A 16,398-nucleotide genomic window follows, 5' to 3' on the forward strand; every position below is an offset into this window, starting at 1 on the left:
GCGACATGGCCCGGTCGCGCTGGCGCCTGGATGGACAGCTGGCCCTGGTCACCGGCGGCAGCGCCGGCATCGGCCGGGCGATCGCCTCCGAACTGCTGGGCTTCGGCGCGCGCGTGCTGATCGCCGCGCGCGACGGCGACGCGCTGGAATCGGCGCGCGAGGAGCTGCTCGAGCTGCACCCGGACGGCGACGTGCGCGCGCTGATCTCCGACGTCGCCGACGACGAGCAGCGCCGCGAGCTGCTGGACTGGGTCGAGGACCAGGGCGAAGGCCTCAACATCCTGGTCAACAACGCCGGCGGCAACCTGGGCAAGGCCGCGATCGACTACACCGAGGACGAGTGGCGCGAGATCTTCGAGGTCAACCTGTTCAGCGCCTTCGAGCTGTCGCGCTACGCGCACCCGCTGCTGGCGCAGCATGCGGCCAGCTGCATCGTCAACGTCGGCAGCGTGTCCGGCGTGACCCACGTGCGCACCGGCGCGCCCTACGGAATGAGCAAGGCCGCGATGCACCAGATGACCCGCAACCTGGCCTGCGAATGGGCCGAGGACGGCGTGCGCGTGAACTGCGTGGCGCCCTGGTACATCCGCACCCGCCGCACCTCGCCCAGCCTTGCCGATCCCGACTACCTGGACGACGTGCTGATGCGCACGCCGATGGGTCGCATCGGTGAACCCGAAGAAGTGGCCGCCGCGGTGGCCTTCCTGTGCCTGCCGGCGTCGTCATACGTCACCGGCGAGTGCATCGCGGTGGACGGCGGCTTCCTGCGCTACGGGTTCTAGAACCGCAGCACGTCCTGGAATGCCGCGGCGTTCGCGGCCGCGTGTCCGTGCGCGGTGTTGTCGAACACGACCCGGGCGTCGCCTCCGGCGCGCCTCGCCGCGCCTCGCCGCGCTTGAGCGCAAGCCCGCCGGATGCCGCTGTTGCGATGTCCGCCGGATGTCCGCTTTCCGTGCCCGGGATCGTGTACTGCTGGATGCGCCGTCATGCCTGCCGGGTCACGCGCAGGCATGTGCCGTCCATGGCGGTGTCGTCCATCAAACGAAAAGACAGGGAAACCATCATGCTTCGACACCTGACGCTCGCACTCGTCGTCGGCCTCGCCACTCCGGTGGCCGGTGCCCAGACCCGGCAAGCCGTGGCAAACGACACCGTCCTGGTGTTCGATGCCTCCGGTTCGATGTGGGGACAGATCGATGGCGTGCCCAAGATCACCATCGCCCGCGAAGTCGTGCAGGGGCTGTTGGACGACCTGCCACCCGAGCGGCGCCTGGGGCTGGTGGCCTACGGACATAACCGGAAGGGCGACTGCAGCGACATCCAGACGCTGGTTCCCGTGGGCACCGACCGTGATGCGATCGGCAAGGCCATTGCGGGCGTCAATCCGGTCGGCATGACCCCGATGACCGCGGCCGTCGAACATGCGGCAGACGTCCTGAAGTCCACCGAGAACCAAGCCACGGTGATCCTGGTTTCCGACGGCCAGGAGACCTGCCACAAGGACCCCTGCCAGGCCGCGGCCAACCTCAAGAAGATGGGCATCGGCCTGACCGTGCACACCGTTGGTTTCGGCCTGGGCGCGGAAGAGGCCGGCGCGAAAGGTGAGCTGAGCTGCATTGCCGAAGCCACCGGCGGCCGCTTCTTCGTCGCCGACGATGCCGACGAGCTGCGCGCGGCGCTTGATCAGATCAGTGCCGTGCAGGCCGCGGCCGCGGCAAAGCCGGTGCCGGCAGCCGAACCGAAGCCCGTCGCAACCGTGGAAATCAGCCTGTCGGCGACCGACCAGGAGAAGGGACCGACCATCCGGCAGGGCCTGGCGTGGACCGTCCGCCATGGTGCGACCGGCGAGATCCTCCACGAGGAAGCCGATGCCGGCGCCATCAAGGTGAAGCTGCCCCGCGGCGTGCATGACGTCAGCGTGCAGCGCGCATCCGACGGTGCGAGCGCGGAAGGCCAGATCACCGGCTCCAGCCTGGAACTGCCGATCATCGTCAAGCTGGACGCCAGCATCGACGCGCCAGCGACCGGGGCGGCCGGGGCCACGGTGCGCGTGGCCTGGACCGGCCCGGACCAGCCTGGCGACTTCATCTCGGTGGCCAGGCCCGACGCAGCCGGTCATGCATACGAGAACTACACCTACACGAAGAAGGGAAACCCCCTGCAGCTGCTGTTGCCGAAGGACCCGGGCACGTATGAGGTGCGCTACATCCTGGACAGCGGGCGCAAGGTGCTGGTGCGTGAAACGATTACCGTCACCGATACCACGGCGAGCGTGGAGATCCCCGCGACTGCGGAAGCGGGCTCCACGCTGACGATGGCGTGGACCGGCCCGGACTATTCAGGCGATTTCATTTCGGTGGCCAAGCCCGAGGTGCGCGGCGAGTCCTACGAGAACTACACCTATACCCGCGATGGAAACCCGCTGGGGCTGCTGATGCCGGCGGATGCCGGGACCTATGAGGTGCGCTATATCCAGGCCCAGGGACGGAAGGTGCTGGCGCGGGAGGCGATCACCATCACCGCGGTCGACGCGAGCGTGGAGATCCCCGCGACCGCAGCGGCCGGGTCCACGTTGACGATGGCCTGGACCGGCCCCGACTATTCCGGCGACTTCATCTCTGTGGCCAAGCCCGACGTGGGCGGCGAGGCCTACGAAAGCTATACCTACACCCGCGAGGGAAGTCCGCTGCAGCTGCTGATGCCGGCCGTGGCCGGGACGTATGAGGTGCGTTATATCCAGAAGCAGAAGCGCAAGGTGATGGCGCGCGAGACGATCACCATCACCCCCGTCACGGCGAGCCTCCAGGAGGTCCCCGCGACCGCCACGGCCGGTTCGAGGGTCACGGTGGCCTGGACGGGTCCCGACTATTCCGGGGACTACATTTCCGTGGCCAAGCCGGCTGCAGCTGGCAACTCATACGAGAGCTACACCTACACCCGCGATGGAAGCCCCTTGCAACTGCGGATGCCGGCGACTGCGGGGACGTATGAAGTGCGCTATGTGCAGAAGCAGAAAGGAACGGTACTTGCCCGCGAGACGATCAGCGTGACGCCTGCGGACAGCCCCTGATGGAGACCGGAATGAAACACATGCATCGGACGCGTACGGATGCGAGCCGCCGCTTCGGACGCGCGCTGGCCGTGGCGGGATTCTGCAGCCTGCTCGTCGCCTGCGGTGCGGCACCGGCCGATGGCGCCGCTGCCGGATCATCCGACGGCACCGCGCCGGCGGCGACCGTGGCACCCGCACCCGGCGGAGCAGCGGAGCCCGGCTTCCAGGCCACGGTGACCGGCGATCGGGAGCTGGCGCTGGAAGGCGCGAACGCCATGTCCGGTGCCAGGTATGGCCGCTACCACCTCGGTTTTTCCGGCCAGCCGGGCGGCGGATCCGGCCCGGTCGTGATCTCGCTTGCGCGCGATGACACCGCGTCTCCAGCGCCCGGAACCTACGCGCTTGGCGACGATGACGACTTCGACGGCAACATCGAGATCCATCCGGGCCCGGTCGATTACGCCATCGAGGACGGCGAGCTGGTGATTTCCTCCGCTTCGGGCGACGCGTTGACGGGTCGCTACGCGTTCTCGGCGCGAGAGCGCGCCGGCACCGCCTCGGTCACGGTCGAGGGCAGCTTCCAGACCCGCGCGGTGGACTGACGGCGCGCGCTAGGGGAGGCCGCAGCTGGTGTCGCTGAGGATGGTGGATACCCGCGCGAACTCCTCCTGCAGCGGGCTCTTTGCGTCGCCGCGGGCATAGCGCCAGCCGGACTCGATCTCGCGTCCGCGCTGGCGCCAGCCGTCGCAGGCTTCGCCATCGGGGATGCGTTCGCAGCGGTCGTACTGCCATTCGCAGGCGGCGCCGGCGGCAAGGCCCGGGTCGCCGTTGATGCCCACGGTCTGCATCGGGACGCAGCGCGGCTGCGGCTCGGAGGATTCGCTCACGTAGCGGTCGTTGCCGGGCGTATGGCAGCGGTAGATCGGCGGCGGTGGCAGGCGGTCGGCGTCGGCGATGCGCGCGGGTTGCGGCGCGTCGGGCCTCGGCGGGCCATCGGGCACGGGCTCTGCCGCGGGTGCGGGTGCAGGTGCCCCCGGTGGCGGCGCCTGCGGCACGTAGACCGGCATCGGCGGCGGCGGCTCGATCACCGTGCGCTCCTCCCGGCTGCCGGCGGGGCAGGGGTCGTCGTTCTGCACGGTCAGCGAGCCGCTGGCGTCGGTGCAGCGGTAGATCACGACCTGGGACGCCGCGGCGATCGCGGGGATGGCGAAGGCAAGGGGAACGGCAAGGGTGACGGCGAGGGCAAGGTCGGCAACGTGGGCTGCCGCCAGGCGAAGGCGGGGTCGGGTGGATCCAAGCATCAATACATCCTGCAGTCGCGGGCGATGCGGGCGTTGAGGCCACGCTCCTCGATGCGCAGGGTATCGCGCTCGCGCTGCTGGGCGTTGAAGAAGCGGCGGCGGATGTCGTCGAGGCGGTCGCCGAGGCGCGCGCAGGTTTCGGCCGGCGGCAGCGCATGGCACTGGTCGCGTTCCCAGGTGCCGGGACCGCCGGGCCAGGCCTGGCCGCCATGGGGCGGGCGCGGGCGCGGGCCGGCATTGCCCGGCTCGGGTCGCGGCGGATCCGGTGGAGTGCTGATGCGGCTGACCGGTGGTGCGCTCAGGCCGCTGCCGGCGCTGCCGGTCCGGCCGCGGCTGCCGATGTCGCCGCGGCCGCCGTGGCCGCGGGGCCCGGCGCCGATTCCCATGGGGTAGCCCATGGTCCACAGCGGCACCCAGCGTGATTCGCCGTCACCGCTGTCGCTTTCGTACGCGCTGCCGTCCGGGCGCACGCACTCGTACAGGGGCTGCGGGGGCTGCGCGACCACGTATTGAACGGTCGGCGGGGACTCGGGCACGGGCGCCGATGGAGCGGCCAACGGTGCCGGCGCAGGCTCGCCATCCACCGGGCGCACCATGTTGCGCATTTGCTGCTGCGCGTCGCCAGTGCAAGGCACGTTGCCGATCACCATCTGGCCGTCGGCGGCCGTGCAGCGGTAGATCGTGATGTCGCCCGCGTCCTGCCCGGCGGCGCCCGCCGCTGCGGCGACCAGGCAGGCCGGCAGCAGGATGGTCGCGGCGATGCGTGCGGACACGGTCCTCATGCGCCCATCTTGCGCGCAGCGGTACCGGGACGAAAGCCCTCACTCCCGCAGCGCGACTCCGGTCCGGGCGTCGCGGATCGGGGTCGGACGCTCCAGGCCGCCGGTGGCACCGGGGAGTACGGCGTCGACGGCGGCGCGCAGTGGGGGAGCAAGATCGGCTTCGCTGCGGGCAGGGGGCTGGCCGGTGGCGTTCGCGCTCGTCGACACCAGCGCTCCGCCGAAACCGCGGCACAGCGCGGCGACCAGCGGATGCGCGCTGACCCGCACCGCAACGCCGTCATGGGCGCCGGTGATCCAGCGCGGCACGCGCGGGGTGGCCGGCAGCACCCAGGTGTTGGCGCCGGGCCAGGATGCAAGCACGGCGTCGCGGCGTGCGGCCGGCAACGCGCCCCAATCGACCAGGCCCTCGAACTGGGCCACGTCCGCCGCGACCAGCAGCAGGCCTTTGCCCACGGCGCGCTGCTTGAGCGCCAGCAGGCGCAGCACCGCGGCTTCGTGGAAGGGATCGCAGCCCAGGCCCCACACGGCTTCGGTGGGGTACGCGACCACCGCCCCTTCGCGGAGCGCGTCAATGACCTTCTGCAGCTGCACCCCGTCCATCCCGGGGTCAGAAGGGGGCGGCGTCGTCCGCTGCCGCGGCCTTCTTCGCCGGAGCCTTCTTCGCGACGGCCTTCTTTGCGACGGTTTTCTTCGCCGCGGTCTTCGTGGCCGTGGCCTTCTTCGCCGCGGTGGATGTCGTCTTCTTCGCGACCTTCTTCTTGGCGGCCTTCTTCGTCGTGGTCTTCTTCACCGCAGCCTTCTTCGCCGGCACCTTCTTCGCAGCGGCCTTCTTGCCGAAGCGGCCACGCGCGGGCTTGCCGGTTTCTTCCAGCAGCGTCACGACCTCTTCGAAGGTCAGCGAAGCGGGCTCGCGATCCTTGGGGATCTTGCCGTTGAGCTTGCCGTCGCTGATGTAGGGCCCGTAGCGGCCGTTGAGCACCTGGATGTCGCTGTCGGGGAAGGCCTTGATGATGCGGTTGCGCGCGATCTCTTCCTTTTCCTCGATCAGGAACACCGCGCGCGCGAGGTCGATCGTGTACGGGTCGTCCTCCTTCTTGAGCGAGGCATACACGCTGCCGCGCTTGGCGAAGGGCCCGAAGCGGCCAACGCCAACGCTCACTTCCTCTTCCTTGTCCTGGCCGAGGGTGCGCGGCAGGCGGAACAGGTCGATCGCGGCCTCGAGCGTGATGGTGTGCATGCTCTGGCCCGGGCGCAGCGAGGCGAAGCGCGGCTTCTCCTCTTCGCCCTCGGCCATGCTGCCGATCGCGGCGTAGGGTCCGTAGCGGCCCAGGCGCACGCTGACCGGCTTGCCGGTCTTGGGATCGGTGCCGAGCTCGCGCGCGCCGGTGGCCTGGCTGCGGTCGACGCTCTCGGTCTTCTCGTCCACCAGTTCCTTGAACGGACCCCAGAACTTCTCCATCAGCGGCACCCACTCTTCCTCGCCGCGCGACACCGCGTCGAGCTCGTCCTCAAGCTTCGCGGTGAAGTCGTAGTCGACGTAGCGGGTGAAGTGGCTGCTCAGGAAGTTGGACACCGCGCGGCCGACGTCGCTGGGGCGGAAGGCGCGGCCTTCCATTTCGACGTACTTGCGGAACTGCAGGGTCTGGATGATCGAGGCGTAGGTCGACGGCCGGCCGATGCCGTACTCCTCCAGCGTCTTCACCAGCGAGGCTTCGGTGAAGCGCGGCGGCGGCTGGGTGAAGTGCTGGTCGGCGTGGATACGGTCGAGCGGCACGCGGTCGCCGGGCTTCATCGCCGGGAGCTTGCGGCCTTCGTCGTCGTCGTCCTTGCCCTTGTTGTCCTTGCCTTCCTCGTACACGGCCAGGAAGCCGGGGTCGACCACGGTGGTGCCGCTGGCGCGGAAGGTGTGCTCGCTGCCGGCGGCCAGGTCGACCGACACGGTGTTGAGAATCGCCGGCACCATCTGCGAGGCCACCGCGCGCTTCCAGACCAGTTCGTACAGGCGGCGTTCGTCGTCGGACAGGAAGCGCGCCACCTGGGTCGGCGTGCGCAGTGCGGACGTCGGGCGCACGGCCTCGTGGGCCTCCTGCGCGTTCTTGGCCTTGGTCTGGTAGAAATTGGGCTTGTCGGGCAGCGCACCGGTGCCGAAGTCACGCGCGATCACGTCGCGGATCTCGCCCAGCGCCTCGGCCGACAGGCTGACCGAGTCGGTACGCATGTAGCTGATCAGGCCGACCGCGCCTTCCTCGCCGATTGCGACGCCCTCGTACAGCTTCTGCGCCACCTGCATGGTGCGGCGGGTGGTGAAGCCGAGCTTGCGCGAGGCTTCCTGCTGCAGCGTGGAGGTGGTGAAGGGCGGCGCCGGGCGGCGCTTGCGCTCCTTGCTGGCGACATCGGTGACGTGCAGCGCGCCCTGCGCCGCGGCCACGATGCGGCTGCGCGCGTCTTCGGCGGTGTCGCCATCGGTGACGGTGAACTGCTCGAACTTCTTGCCGTCGAGCCTGGTGAGCTTGGCGCTGAAGGCCTGCGTCGGGTGCGCGCATTCGGCTTCGATCGACCAGTACTCGCGGGCGATGAAGGCCTCGATCTCTTCCTCGCGCTCCACGATCATGCGCAGCGCCGGCGACTGCACGCGGCCGGCGGACAGGCCGCGCTGCACCTTGCGCCACAGCACCGGCGACAGGTTGAAGCCGACCAGGTAGTCCAGCGCGCGGCGCGCCTGCTGCGCATCGACAAGGTCGGCGGCGATCGCGCGTGGCGTCAGCATTGCTTCCTTGATCGCGCGCGGCGTGATCTCGGTGAACACCACCCGCTGCAGCTCCTTGCCCTCGAGCAGGCCGCGTTCCTTCAGGATCTCCGCGATATGCCAGCTGATCGCCTCGCCCTCGCGGTCCGGGTCGGTCGCGAGGTAGATGCCGTCCGCCGCCTTCGCCGCCTTGGCGATTGCCTCGACGTGCTTCTCGTTCTTGTCGATCAGGTCGTAGCGCATCCGGAAGCCGTTTTCGGGATCGACCGCACCCTCTTTTGGCACCAGGTCGCGGACGTGGCCGTACGAGGCCAGCACCTGGAAATCCTTGCCGAGGTACTTGTTGATCGTCTTGGCCTTGGCGGGCGACTCGACAATGAGGAGGTTTTTGGCCATTGCGGCTGGGGTTCCGGGGACGGCGGGCGCCGCGCCTTGATGTGGGGTGATGTAGACGCCGACGCCCGGGACAGGTGCCCCGGGCGTTCGATGCTGCTCTTTATAGTGGAATCACGGCCGCGATGGCACTGTCAAGCGCGACGTGGGCCGAATGCGTTCAGCCGCGGCACTCCGGCGGAAGCCAGCGGTCGTCGATGCTGGACGAGCAGGTCCACCGGGCGGAGCCGGGCTCCAGCTGCCACCAGACCCGGCCCCCGTCCATGTCCGCGCTGCCGGTGCCGCCAAGTTCCAGCTCGATGCGGCAGCTGCCGTCATCGTCTTCGTCCACCGTCATGACTTGCATCTGCTTCCCCCGGGGCAGGATCGTGCCGCGGCCGTGGGCCGCGGTGGTCTTCTGGATTGCCGGCTCGCGGCCGGAACCCCGCCATTGTGGCGGTTTCGCGATGCAAACGCCCCGTCGGTGGCGTCGACGGGGGGCTCAGTGCACCGTTTCGGGCTCGTCCACGAACATCTGGGTTTCCATCCAGGCGTAGGCGGCTTCGGATCCGGGCTGGTTGAACAGGACCATCAGGACGACCCACTTGAGGTCGTCAAGGTCGAGTTCGTCCTGGTCGAGGGCCATGGCGCGGTCGACGACCAGTTCGCGGCGGTCGGCGTCGATCACGCCGTGCTGCTCGAGGAACATCAGGAAGCCGCGGCACTCCACGTCCAGCTTGGCCTCTTCCGGGGCCGAGAACAGGCGCGTGGGACCGTTGGCGCGCGACGGGCCGTCCGCGGGCCGCTGGGCGGCGAGCGCATCGAGCCAATCGAAGGCCTTGCTGGTTTCCGCGGGGCTGAATCCGGCCTGGAGCAGGCCGCTCTGGAGGGAGTCGCGGTCGCGGGCGAGGTCCGCGTCTTCGGTGAAATAGTGTTCGAACAGGTAGAGCAGGACGTCCAGGATGCTCTCTTTCATTACCCCCGGCCTGCGCCCGGGGGCGCGTTACTGAGACTTTCGGGAATACCGGCCATGCTCGACCGCGACACGACCCTCCAGCTCCATGAGCAGCAGCATGCTTCCTAGCTCCGCAACCGTCAATGCGGTGCGCGAGACCAGTTCATCCATACCGGTGGGGTCGTGTCCCAGCGCATGCCACAAGCGCTGGTGGTCGGAGCCTGCGGGCGGATCGGCAGTGCCGGCCGCCCGGGCGTTGTTCCCGACGCCATCAATGGGGACGCGGAGGCGTCCACGCAAGTCGTCGCCGAGGCTGATCGCAAGCGGGGCCAGTGCTTCCGCCACTTCGGCCGGTGATTCCACGAGGGCGGCGCCGTCGCGGATCAGGCGGTGGCAGCCGCGGGCCTTGGGGTTGTGGATCGAGCCCGGGATGGCGAACACCTCGCGCCCGGCCTCTCCGGCCAGCCGTGCGGTGATGGCGGCTCCCGAACGCAGGGCCGCCTCGACCACCACCACGCCGAGCGAGAGGCCCATCAGGATCCGGTTGCGACTGGGGAACGCGCCGCGCCCGTACGCCGCGCCCGGAGGCAGCTCGCTGACGACCGCCCCGGTGCGGGCGATGTCCCGGTACAGGCCGGCGTTGCGCCGCGGGTAGGGCTGGTCGATGGCGGTGCCGAGCACGGCCACGGTGCGGCCGGCTGGCGCCGCGAGCGCGCCCTCGTGGGCGGCGGTGTCGATGCCGGCGGCCATGCCGCTGCACACCGACAGGCCGGACGTGGCGAAGGCGCGGGCGAAGTCGTAGGCGTTTCTCAGGCCGCCGGCGCTGGCCGCGCGGCTGCCGACCACGGCCACCGTCGGATGCCAGAGCAGGTTGGCGTCGCCCACGACCCAGAGCGCCAGCGGCGCGGTGTCCAGGCGGCGCAGCAGGGGTGGATAGTCCGGATCCTGCACGCCGATGAGCCGGCGCCCGGGTCCGGCATCGAGCCAACGCAGGCGTTGCAGCAGGTCTTCGCCACCGTCGCGGGCGCAGAGGGCGCCCTGCTGGGCGGTGTCCAGGCCGGCGGCGCGCCAGGCGGTGCGCCCGGAGCCTAGCGCCGCGCGGGGGCTGCCGTGGCTTTCCAGCAGCCTGCGGCGGGGGGCGCTGCGGCCGCCTGCGGCCAGCAGGCGCAGCAATGCCCGGGTGTCTTCGCTGTCCATGGCCCAGCCTTGCCCGGATACGACGACGGCGCCCTCGGGCGCCGTCGCGTGTACAGGTCAGGGAAGGCCGCGCCTCAGTAGGTCGCGTCCGGATGCTTGAGGTGGTAGCCGACGCGGCTGGGCTTGATGCTGTCCATGACCAGGCCGTAGCTGACCTTGTCGAAGGTGCGGAACACCATCACGTGGCCGGCGAACTCGTCGGGCAGGCGCACCTTGTTCTCGAAGAACACGGTGGCCTCGTCGCGGGCCAGGCCCTTCTCGACGCGGTCGACGGTGTTGGTGCCTTCGCGCCAGATCGAGAACACGGTGCCGTTGTCCACGCCTTCGCGGGCGCCGACCGACAGCGCGATAACGTCGCGCGGGCCGCCGGAGGTGAGCATGTCGGTCACCGCCAGCACGCGCGCCTTGCCGTAGTCGGTCTGGACCGCCGGCGGGTGCGGGAAGAACTGCAGGTCGTAGGGCTGGGCGTCCACCGCAACCACGCGGTCGCCGATGCGGACCTCGCGGCCCTCCTCGTCGAGCAGCAGGGTGCTGGCCTGGATGCCGCCGACTTCGCCGCGGGTCAGGGTGCCGGCGGTCACGCGCATCAGCTCGTGGCCCAGCACTTCCTGGCCCTTGTCGGGCATGACCACGTTGGCCCAGTACTGGCCCCAGTCGATACTGCGGCGACCGGTGGCGTCGAGCTCGTCACGGCCGAAGGTGTCGCAGCACATGCCGGCGCGCAGCAGGTGGGTGTAGCGCACGGTCGGGCGCAGCACCGCGTAGCGGGTGCCGGGCGATGCGTCGCCAAGCCCGCGCACGTAGACGACCTGGCCGCGGCTGGCGCGCATCCGATCCTCTTCAAGGCCGACCACGTAGGGCATGTGGTCGAACGCGTCGACCACGCTCAGGTCCTTGAGGAAGGGCTCGATCTCGGACAGCGGGACGGCGTTGATCGGCGCGGCCTCGGTCCGCGGGCCCGGCGTGACGCTGACGCTGACGCGGTTCAAGTAGGCCAGGCTGATCACGTCACCCGGATAGATCAGGTGCGGATTGGCGATCTGCGGATTGGCCTGCCAGATTTCCGGCCACAGCCAGGGCTTCTCGAGGAAGCGGCCCGAGATGTCCCACAGCGTGTCGCCACGCTGGACGACATAAGTATCCGGGTGGTCGCCGCGCAGGCCTTGGGCCGCCGCGTACGTAGCCACCGTGAGCATCGCTACCGCAATACCCGTGCGTAGCGCATTAGAAAGGCGCTGAAGCTTGCCGGCCATCTACTTGCTCCCCTTGGAGATTTCCCCGTATAGCGGCCGCACTATGCCTACAGGAACCGATCCGGCGCAAGCCTGCTGGCGCTACAATTGCAAGCCGTGCCGCACGGTTGTGACGGCGGCCTCCCTTTATCGCCCACCTGTATGTCTCTGATCAGCATCCTCGAACACCCCCATCCGAACCTGCGCAAGGTCGCTGCCGAGCGCGAAGCGGCCGGCATTGCCGATCCTTCCTTCCAGCGCCTGCTCGACGACATGTTCGAGACCATGTACGAAGCCCCGGGCATCGGCCTGGCGGCGACCCAGGTCGACGTCCACGAACGTTTCATGGTGCTCGACGTCACCGATACCCGCGACCAGCCGCTGGTGTTCATCAACCCGGTGATCCGCGAGCGTTCGGCCGAACTGCGCGTGCACCAGGAAGGCTGCCTGTCGATCCCGGGCATTTTCGCCGACGTCACCCGCGCCGACGGCATCGAAGTCGAGGCGCTCGACCGCCACGGCAAGCCGTTCACCATGGCCGTCGACGGCCTGCTGGCCACCTGCGTGCAGCACGAGATCGACCACCTGGACGGCACGCTGTTCATCGACCATCTCTCGCCCTTCAAGCGCGACCGCGCGATGAAGAAATACGAGAAGCTGCGCCGGCATGGCGACTGATCGCCGCGGCAGGGGCGCCGTCCGATGAGGATCGTGTTCGCGGGCACGCCGGAGTTCGCGGTGGCTTCCCTGCGCGCTGCCTGCACGAAGGCGGAAGTGGTGGCGGTCTATACCCAGCCGGACCGCCCCGCGGGGCGTGGCCGCGGGCTGCAGGCTTCGCCGGTGAAGCTTGAGGCGCTGGCGCGCGGCATCCCCGTGCTGCAGCCGGAAAGCCTGAAGACGCAGGTGGCGCGTGATGCGCTGCGTGCGCTCAGGCCCGACCTCATGGTGGTGGTGGCCTACGGCCTGCTGCTGCCACAGAAGATCCTCGATATCCCCGAAGACGGCTGCTGGAACGTGCACGCCTCGCTGCTGCCGCGCTGGCGCGGCGCCGCGCCGATCCAGCGCGCGATCGAGGCCGGCGACGCACAGACCGGCGTCTGCCTGATGAAGATGGAGAAGGGCCTGGATACCGGCCCGGTGCTGCTGTCGCAGTCGCTGGCCATCGGCGCGGAGGAGACCGGCGGCCAGCTGCACGACCGGCTGGCTGAACTCGGCGCCCAGGTGCTGGCCGACGGCCTCGGCCTGCTGCGTGCCGGCATCCGCCCGGTGCCGCGGCCGCAGCCCGAGCAGGGCGTGACCTACGCCCACAAGCTCGACAAGGCGGAGGCGAAGCTGGACTGGTCGCAGCCGGCCGACGCGCTGGCGCGCAAGGTCCGTGCCTTCAGCCCCTGGCCGGTTGCCGAGGCCACCCTGGCCGGTGAGCGCGTGCGCATCCACGCCGCGGTCGCCGTGGATGCGCCGGCGGGCGCGCCCCCCGGCGCCGTGCTGGCCGCCGGTCGCGACGGCATCGATGTCGCCTGCGGCACCGGTGCGCTGCGCATCCGCACGCTGCAGCGCGACGGCGGCAAGGCGATCGCCGCGGCCGACTACCTCAACGCCCGCCGCGACCTCGTCGCGCCCGGACCCTAGACGGCCTCGGCCTCGACCAGCCAGACCTCGCCCCGACGCGCGCGGGGCAGGCCGCCCAGCAGTGCGAAAAGCGGCGCCAGCAGGCGCACGCCCCAGCCCAGTTTGCGCACGCGCCGGAACGGGTTGGACACCGCCCGCTCGCCGCGGATCGCGAAGCCGGCCTCCGCGAGGGCCTTTTCCAGCATCCAGGGGCTTTGCGGGCTGATGTGGCCCTGCTCGCGGTAATCCACGTCCCGGAACCACTGGAACTCGCCGCGGCGCAGGAACAGCGCCTGCGAGACCGGGTTGGCGATGTTCGGCGTCGACAGCACCAGCCGGCCGCCTTTCGGCAGCAGCTCGCGGATCTGCCGCAGCATGTGCCGAGGGTTCTCCAGGTGCTCGACGATCTCCAGCGCCATGACCGCATCGAAGCCCTCCGGCCACTGCGCCGCGAACGGGCCGTTGAGGTCGGCCGCAACGAACGGCACGTGCGCGGGCTTGAAGCTCTCCGCGAACAGGTCGCTGGCGGTAACCCGGTAGCCGGCGTCGTCCAGGCGCAGCGACATCGCGCCGCTGCCGGCGCCGAACTCCAGCACCCGCGCACCGGGTGCGACCGCGGCGCCCAGCAGCGCCGCGGCGGCCTCGTGCAGGCCCGGGGCAGCGTAGATCGGCAGGCCCCGGTACTCGCGCATGCGGCGGCCGTCGAAGCCGGTGCGGAAGCTGTCGGCGCGGCCGGTGGCGGCGTCCGGCGGCGGGGCTGGCGTGTCGGGCATGGGCGGGTCGGCCGAGGGCGGGGGCGTGCCAGTCTGGCATGGCCGCCCGCACCGGGCCGCCGCATCGCGCGACAATGCCGGGATGAAGACTTCATCCGGCAGCCTGCCGCGCGTGGTGGCCGCGCGCATCCTCGACGCGGTGCTGCACCGCGGACATTCGCTGCGCGCCGAGCTCGCCGCGCACCTCGATTCGCTCGACGACGTGCGCGACCGGGCGCTGGTGGAGGCGATCTGCTTCGCCGCCCTGCGCCAGCACGCGCGCGCCGATGCCGCACTGTCGGCGTGGATGGCGAAGCCGCCCGGCCGCCGCGATGGAGACCTGCGCGCGCTGCTGCACGCCGGCTTCGCCCAGCTCGACCCGCTGGGCCTGGCACCGCACGCCGCCGTGGCCGAAACCGTCGACGCCGCCCGCGGCATCGGCCGCGCGCACCAGGCGAAGCTGGTCAATGCCCTGCTGCGCCGAGCGCAGCGCGACGGCCTGCCCGCCGCCGCTCCGGTCGATGCCTGGCCGGGCTGGCTGCGCGACCGCATCCGCGCCGACTGGCCGGACGATGCGGACGCCATCTTCGCGGCCAGCGCGCAGCCGGCGCCGACCTGGCTGCGGGTGAACCGCCGCCGCGGGACGCGCGACGCCTACCTCGCCCGCCTGCACGAGGCCGGCATCGATGCCGTGGCCGAGGCGACGCTGGATGACGCCCTGCGGCTGCCCCAGTCCATCGCCGTGGGCGCGCTGCCGGGGTTCGCCGATGGCGACGCCTCGGTGCAGGACGGTGCCGCCCAGGCCGTGGCCGACGCCCTGGCACCGGCGCCCGGCGCGCGCGTTCTCGACGCCTGCGCCGCGCCCGGCGGCAAGTCCGCGCACCTGCTCGAGCGCGATCCCACGCAGCGCCTGCTGGCCATCGACGTCGACGCCCGGCGCCTGGCGCGGGTGCGTGACACCTGGCGCCGGCTGGGTCTGGGCGAAGGCATCGATCCCGCCGCCGCGACGCGCGTGGCCGACGCCACCGACCCCGCCGCGTGGTGGGACGGGGAGCCCTTCGACGCCATCCTGGTCGACGCACCCTGCTCGGCCACCGGCATCGTCCGCCGCCAGCCCGACGTGCTGCTGCACCGCCGCGCCGCCGACGTCGACGCCCTGGTGGCGCTGCAGGCCAGGCTGCTCGATGCGGCCTGGACGATGCTGCGCCCCGGCGGGGCGCTGCTTTACGCCACCTGCTCGATCCTGGCCGCGGAGAACGCGGACCAGATCGATGGCTTCCTCGCCCGCCATGCGGATGCCGCGGCCGAACCGCTGGACGCGCGTTCCGGCCGCGAAAGCGGCGCCGGCCGGCAGCGCCTGCCCGGCGAGGGCGGGATGGACGGTTTCTACGTCGCGCGCCTGCGCAGGGTGGCCGTGCCCTAGGCCGCGGCCGCACCCGCACCCGCACCCGCGCATCGTGCCTTTGCAGGCGTACGCAGTTCCTGTCGCGGGTTCAGGGCGGCTGCGGCGAGGTGTGCGTCCAGGCCGAGCTCGCAGCGCGTCAGCCGGTGCCGCCGGGTTTCGGCGACGTAGCGGTCGTTGGGGCTGGCGCCGTCCTCGTGCCGTTCCTGGTGGTGCAAGTGGTAGGCGACTCCCGCGAAGCGCAGCTGCCTGCACTGGATGCCGTCGTTGTGCGCGCGCCAGGCCAGCTCCACGTCCTCGCGGCCCCAGCCCTCCATGCGCTCGTCGAAGCCGTTGAGGCGCACCAGGTCGTCGCGCCACCAGCCCTGGTTGCAGGTCTTGATGGTGCGCGGCGCGGTCGTGCGGTTGGCGGCCAGCCACGCGCCGGACAGCAGCAGCGAGCGCAGCGCGTTGCGGCGCCGGGACACGTCGCGCGCGAACGGTGTTGGCCTCTCGCCTGGATCCGCGAGCATGCGTTCGCGGAAGCAGGGGCCGGTCAGGACGCGCGAGCCCTGGATGAAGCTCCCGCGGCGGGCGGCGCGGACATGGTCGGCGATGAAGTGGCGCTCGAGCACCATGTCGCCGTCGAGCAGGAGCACGTAGTCGCCGCAGGCCGCGGCGATCGCCAGGTTGCGCGCCCGGCCCACGCGGAAGCCCCTGTCGGGTTGCCAGACGTGGCGCAGCGGCACCGGACAGGTGCGCGCGAGCGACGCCACGAGGTCCGCGGTGTCGCTGCGGGAGCCGTCGTCGGCGACGATCACCTCGTCCGGAAGGCGGGTCTGCCGCGCCGCGCTTTCCAGCACGCGCTGCAGGGCCTGCTTCCAGTTGTAGGTCGTCACCAGCAGGCTGATGGACGCGGGAGGCGCATGATGGGTGCGCGAGGGCGAGAGGGGGATGCGTAGGGGCATGCAGGCCGTGTGGGTATGGATGAGGTCGCCTCGTCGCCTGCCCCCTGCAGAT

General features: G+C 70.8%; 16 protein-coding genes. 6 read left to right on the plus strand and 10 right to left on the minus strand.

The window, feature by feature from the left end:
• The first annotated feature begins 5 nt into the window (after positions 1-5).
• The 3 genes from ACW7G5_RS10895 (at position 6) to ACW7G5_RS10905 (ending at position 3,654) form a co-directional block, all read left to right on the plus strand.
• Positions 6-782, plus strand: coding sequence for an SDR family oxidoreductase (locus tag ACW7G5_RS10895; protein WP_457004428.1), 777 nt, complete (start codon positions 6-8; stop codon positions 780-782).
• A 281-nt stretch (positions 783-1,063) separates the two neighbouring features.
• Positions 1,064-3,070: a vWA domain-containing protein gene (locus tag ACW7G5_RS10900; protein ID WP_457004430.1), complete on the plus strand. Its 2,007-nt coding sequence runs from the start codon at positions 1,064-1,066 to the stop codon at positions 3,068-3,070.
• An 11-nt stretch (positions 3,071-3,081) separates the two neighbouring features.
• Positions 3,082-3,654 (plus strand): hypothetical protein, encoded by a 573-nt coding sequence (locus tag ACW7G5_RS10905; protein ID WP_457004432.1) that lies wholly within the window; start codon positions 3,082-3,084, stop codon positions 3,652-3,654.
• A gap of 9 nt (positions 3,655-3,663) precedes the next feature.
• On the opposite strand, the gene ACW7G5_RS10910 is transcribed toward ACW7G5_RS10905, so the two are convergent.
• The 8 genes from ACW7G5_RS10910 to ACW7G5_RS10945 form a co-directional block, all read right to left on the minus strand.
• Complete coding sequence (locus tag ACW7G5_RS10910) at positions 3,664-4,353, minus strand: DUF4124 domain-containing protein (protein ID WP_457004434.1); 690 nt, start codon at positions 4,351-4,353, stop codon at positions 3,664-3,666.
• Positions 4,353-5,135, minus strand: a complete 783-nt coding sequence (locus ACW7G5_RS10915; RefSeq protein WP_457004436.1) for a DUF4124 domain-containing protein — start codon at positions 5,133-5,135, stop codon at positions 4,353-4,355. The genes ACW7G5_RS10910 and ACW7G5_RS10915 overlap by 1 nt, the downstream gene beginning before the upstream one ends.
• A gap of 39 nt (positions 5,136-5,174) precedes the next feature.
• The gene (locus ACW7G5_RS10920; RefSeq protein ID WP_457004437.1) at positions 5,175-5,735 is read right to left on the minus strand and encodes a Sua5/YciO/YrdC/YwlC family protein; all 561 of its coding nucleotides are present in this window, start codon (positions 5,733-5,735) and stop codon (positions 5,175-5,177) included.
• 7 nt (positions 5,736-5,742) lie between these two features.
• A complete protein-coding gene (locus ACW7G5_RS10925; RefSeq protein ID WP_457004438.1) occupies positions 5,743-8,277 on the minus strand; it encodes a DNA topoisomerase I in 2,535 nt (844 codons plus the stop codon).
• Positions 8,278-8,434: 157 nt separating this feature from the next.
• Positions 8,435-8,620 carry a pilin gene (locus tag ACW7G5_RS10930; protein ID WP_457004440.1) on the minus strand — a complete coding sequence of 62 codons (186 nt, stop codon included), beginning with the start codon at positions 8,618-8,620 and terminating at the stop codon, positions 8,435-8,437.
• Between the two features lie 135 nt (positions 8,621-8,755).
• The gene (locus ACW7G5_RS10935) at positions 8,756-9,229 is read right to left on the minus strand and encodes a DUF494 family protein (protein WP_457004441.1); all 474 of its coding nucleotides are present in this window, start codon (positions 9,227-9,229) and stop codon (positions 8,756-8,758) included.
• Positions 9,230-9,256: 27 nt separating this feature from the next.
• Entirely contained in the window at positions 9,257-10,405 is a 1,149-nt protein-coding gene (dprA, locus tag ACW7G5_RS10940; protein WP_457004442.1) for a DNA-processing protein DprA, read from the minus strand.
• A gap of 74 nt (positions 10,406-10,479) precedes the next feature.
• On the minus strand, positions 10,480-11,601 hold the full coding sequence (locus tag ACW7G5_RS10945) for a LysM peptidoglycan-binding domain-containing protein (protein ID WP_457004444.1): 1,122 nt from the start codon (positions 11,599-11,601) through the stop codon (positions 10,480-10,482).
• Between the two features lie 198 nt (positions 11,602-11,799).
• On the opposite strand from ACW7G5_RS10945, the gene def reads away from it, so the two are divergent.
• Together def and fmt are read left to right on the plus strand one after the other, a co-directional pair.
• Positions 11,800-12,315, plus strand: a complete 516-nt coding sequence (def, locus tag ACW7G5_RS10950; protein ID WP_457004446.1) for a peptide deformylase — start codon at positions 11,800-11,802, stop codon at positions 12,313-12,315.
• A gap of 24 nt (positions 12,316-12,339) precedes the next feature.
• A complete protein-coding gene (fmt, locus tag ACW7G5_RS10955) occupies positions 12,340-13,266 on the plus strand; it encodes a methionyl-tRNA formyltransferase (protein ID WP_457004448.1) in 927 nt (308 codons plus the stop codon).
• Here fmt and ACW7G5_RS10960 read toward each other — a convergent pair.
• Positions 13,263-14,018, minus strand: coding sequence for a class I SAM-dependent methyltransferase (locus tag ACW7G5_RS10960; RefSeq protein ID WP_457004450.1), 756 nt, complete (start codon positions 14,016-14,018; stop codon positions 13,263-13,265). The two genes, fmt and ACW7G5_RS10960, sit on opposite strands and share 4 nt — an antisense overlap.
• Before the next feature lie 82 nt (positions 14,019-14,100).
• On the opposite strand from ACW7G5_RS10960, the gene rsmB reads away from it, so the two are divergent.
• Positions 14,101-15,420 (plus strand): 16S rRNA (cytosine(967)-C(5))-methyltransferase RsmB, encoded by a 1,320-nt coding sequence (gene rsmB / locus ACW7G5_RS10965; protein WP_457004452.1) that lies wholly within the window; start codon positions 14,101-14,103, stop codon positions 15,418-15,420.
• On the opposite strand, the gene ACW7G5_RS10970 is transcribed toward rsmB, so the two are convergent.
• Entirely contained in the window at positions 15,417-16,346 is a 930-nt protein-coding gene (locus tag ACW7G5_RS10970) for a glycosyltransferase family 2 protein (protein ID WP_457004454.1), read from the minus strand. The two genes, rsmB and ACW7G5_RS10970, sit on opposite strands and share 4 nt — an antisense overlap.
• Positions 16,347-16,398: the final 52 nt, after the last annotated feature.

It is taken from the genome of Luteimonas sp. A501 (assembly GCF_054052085.1).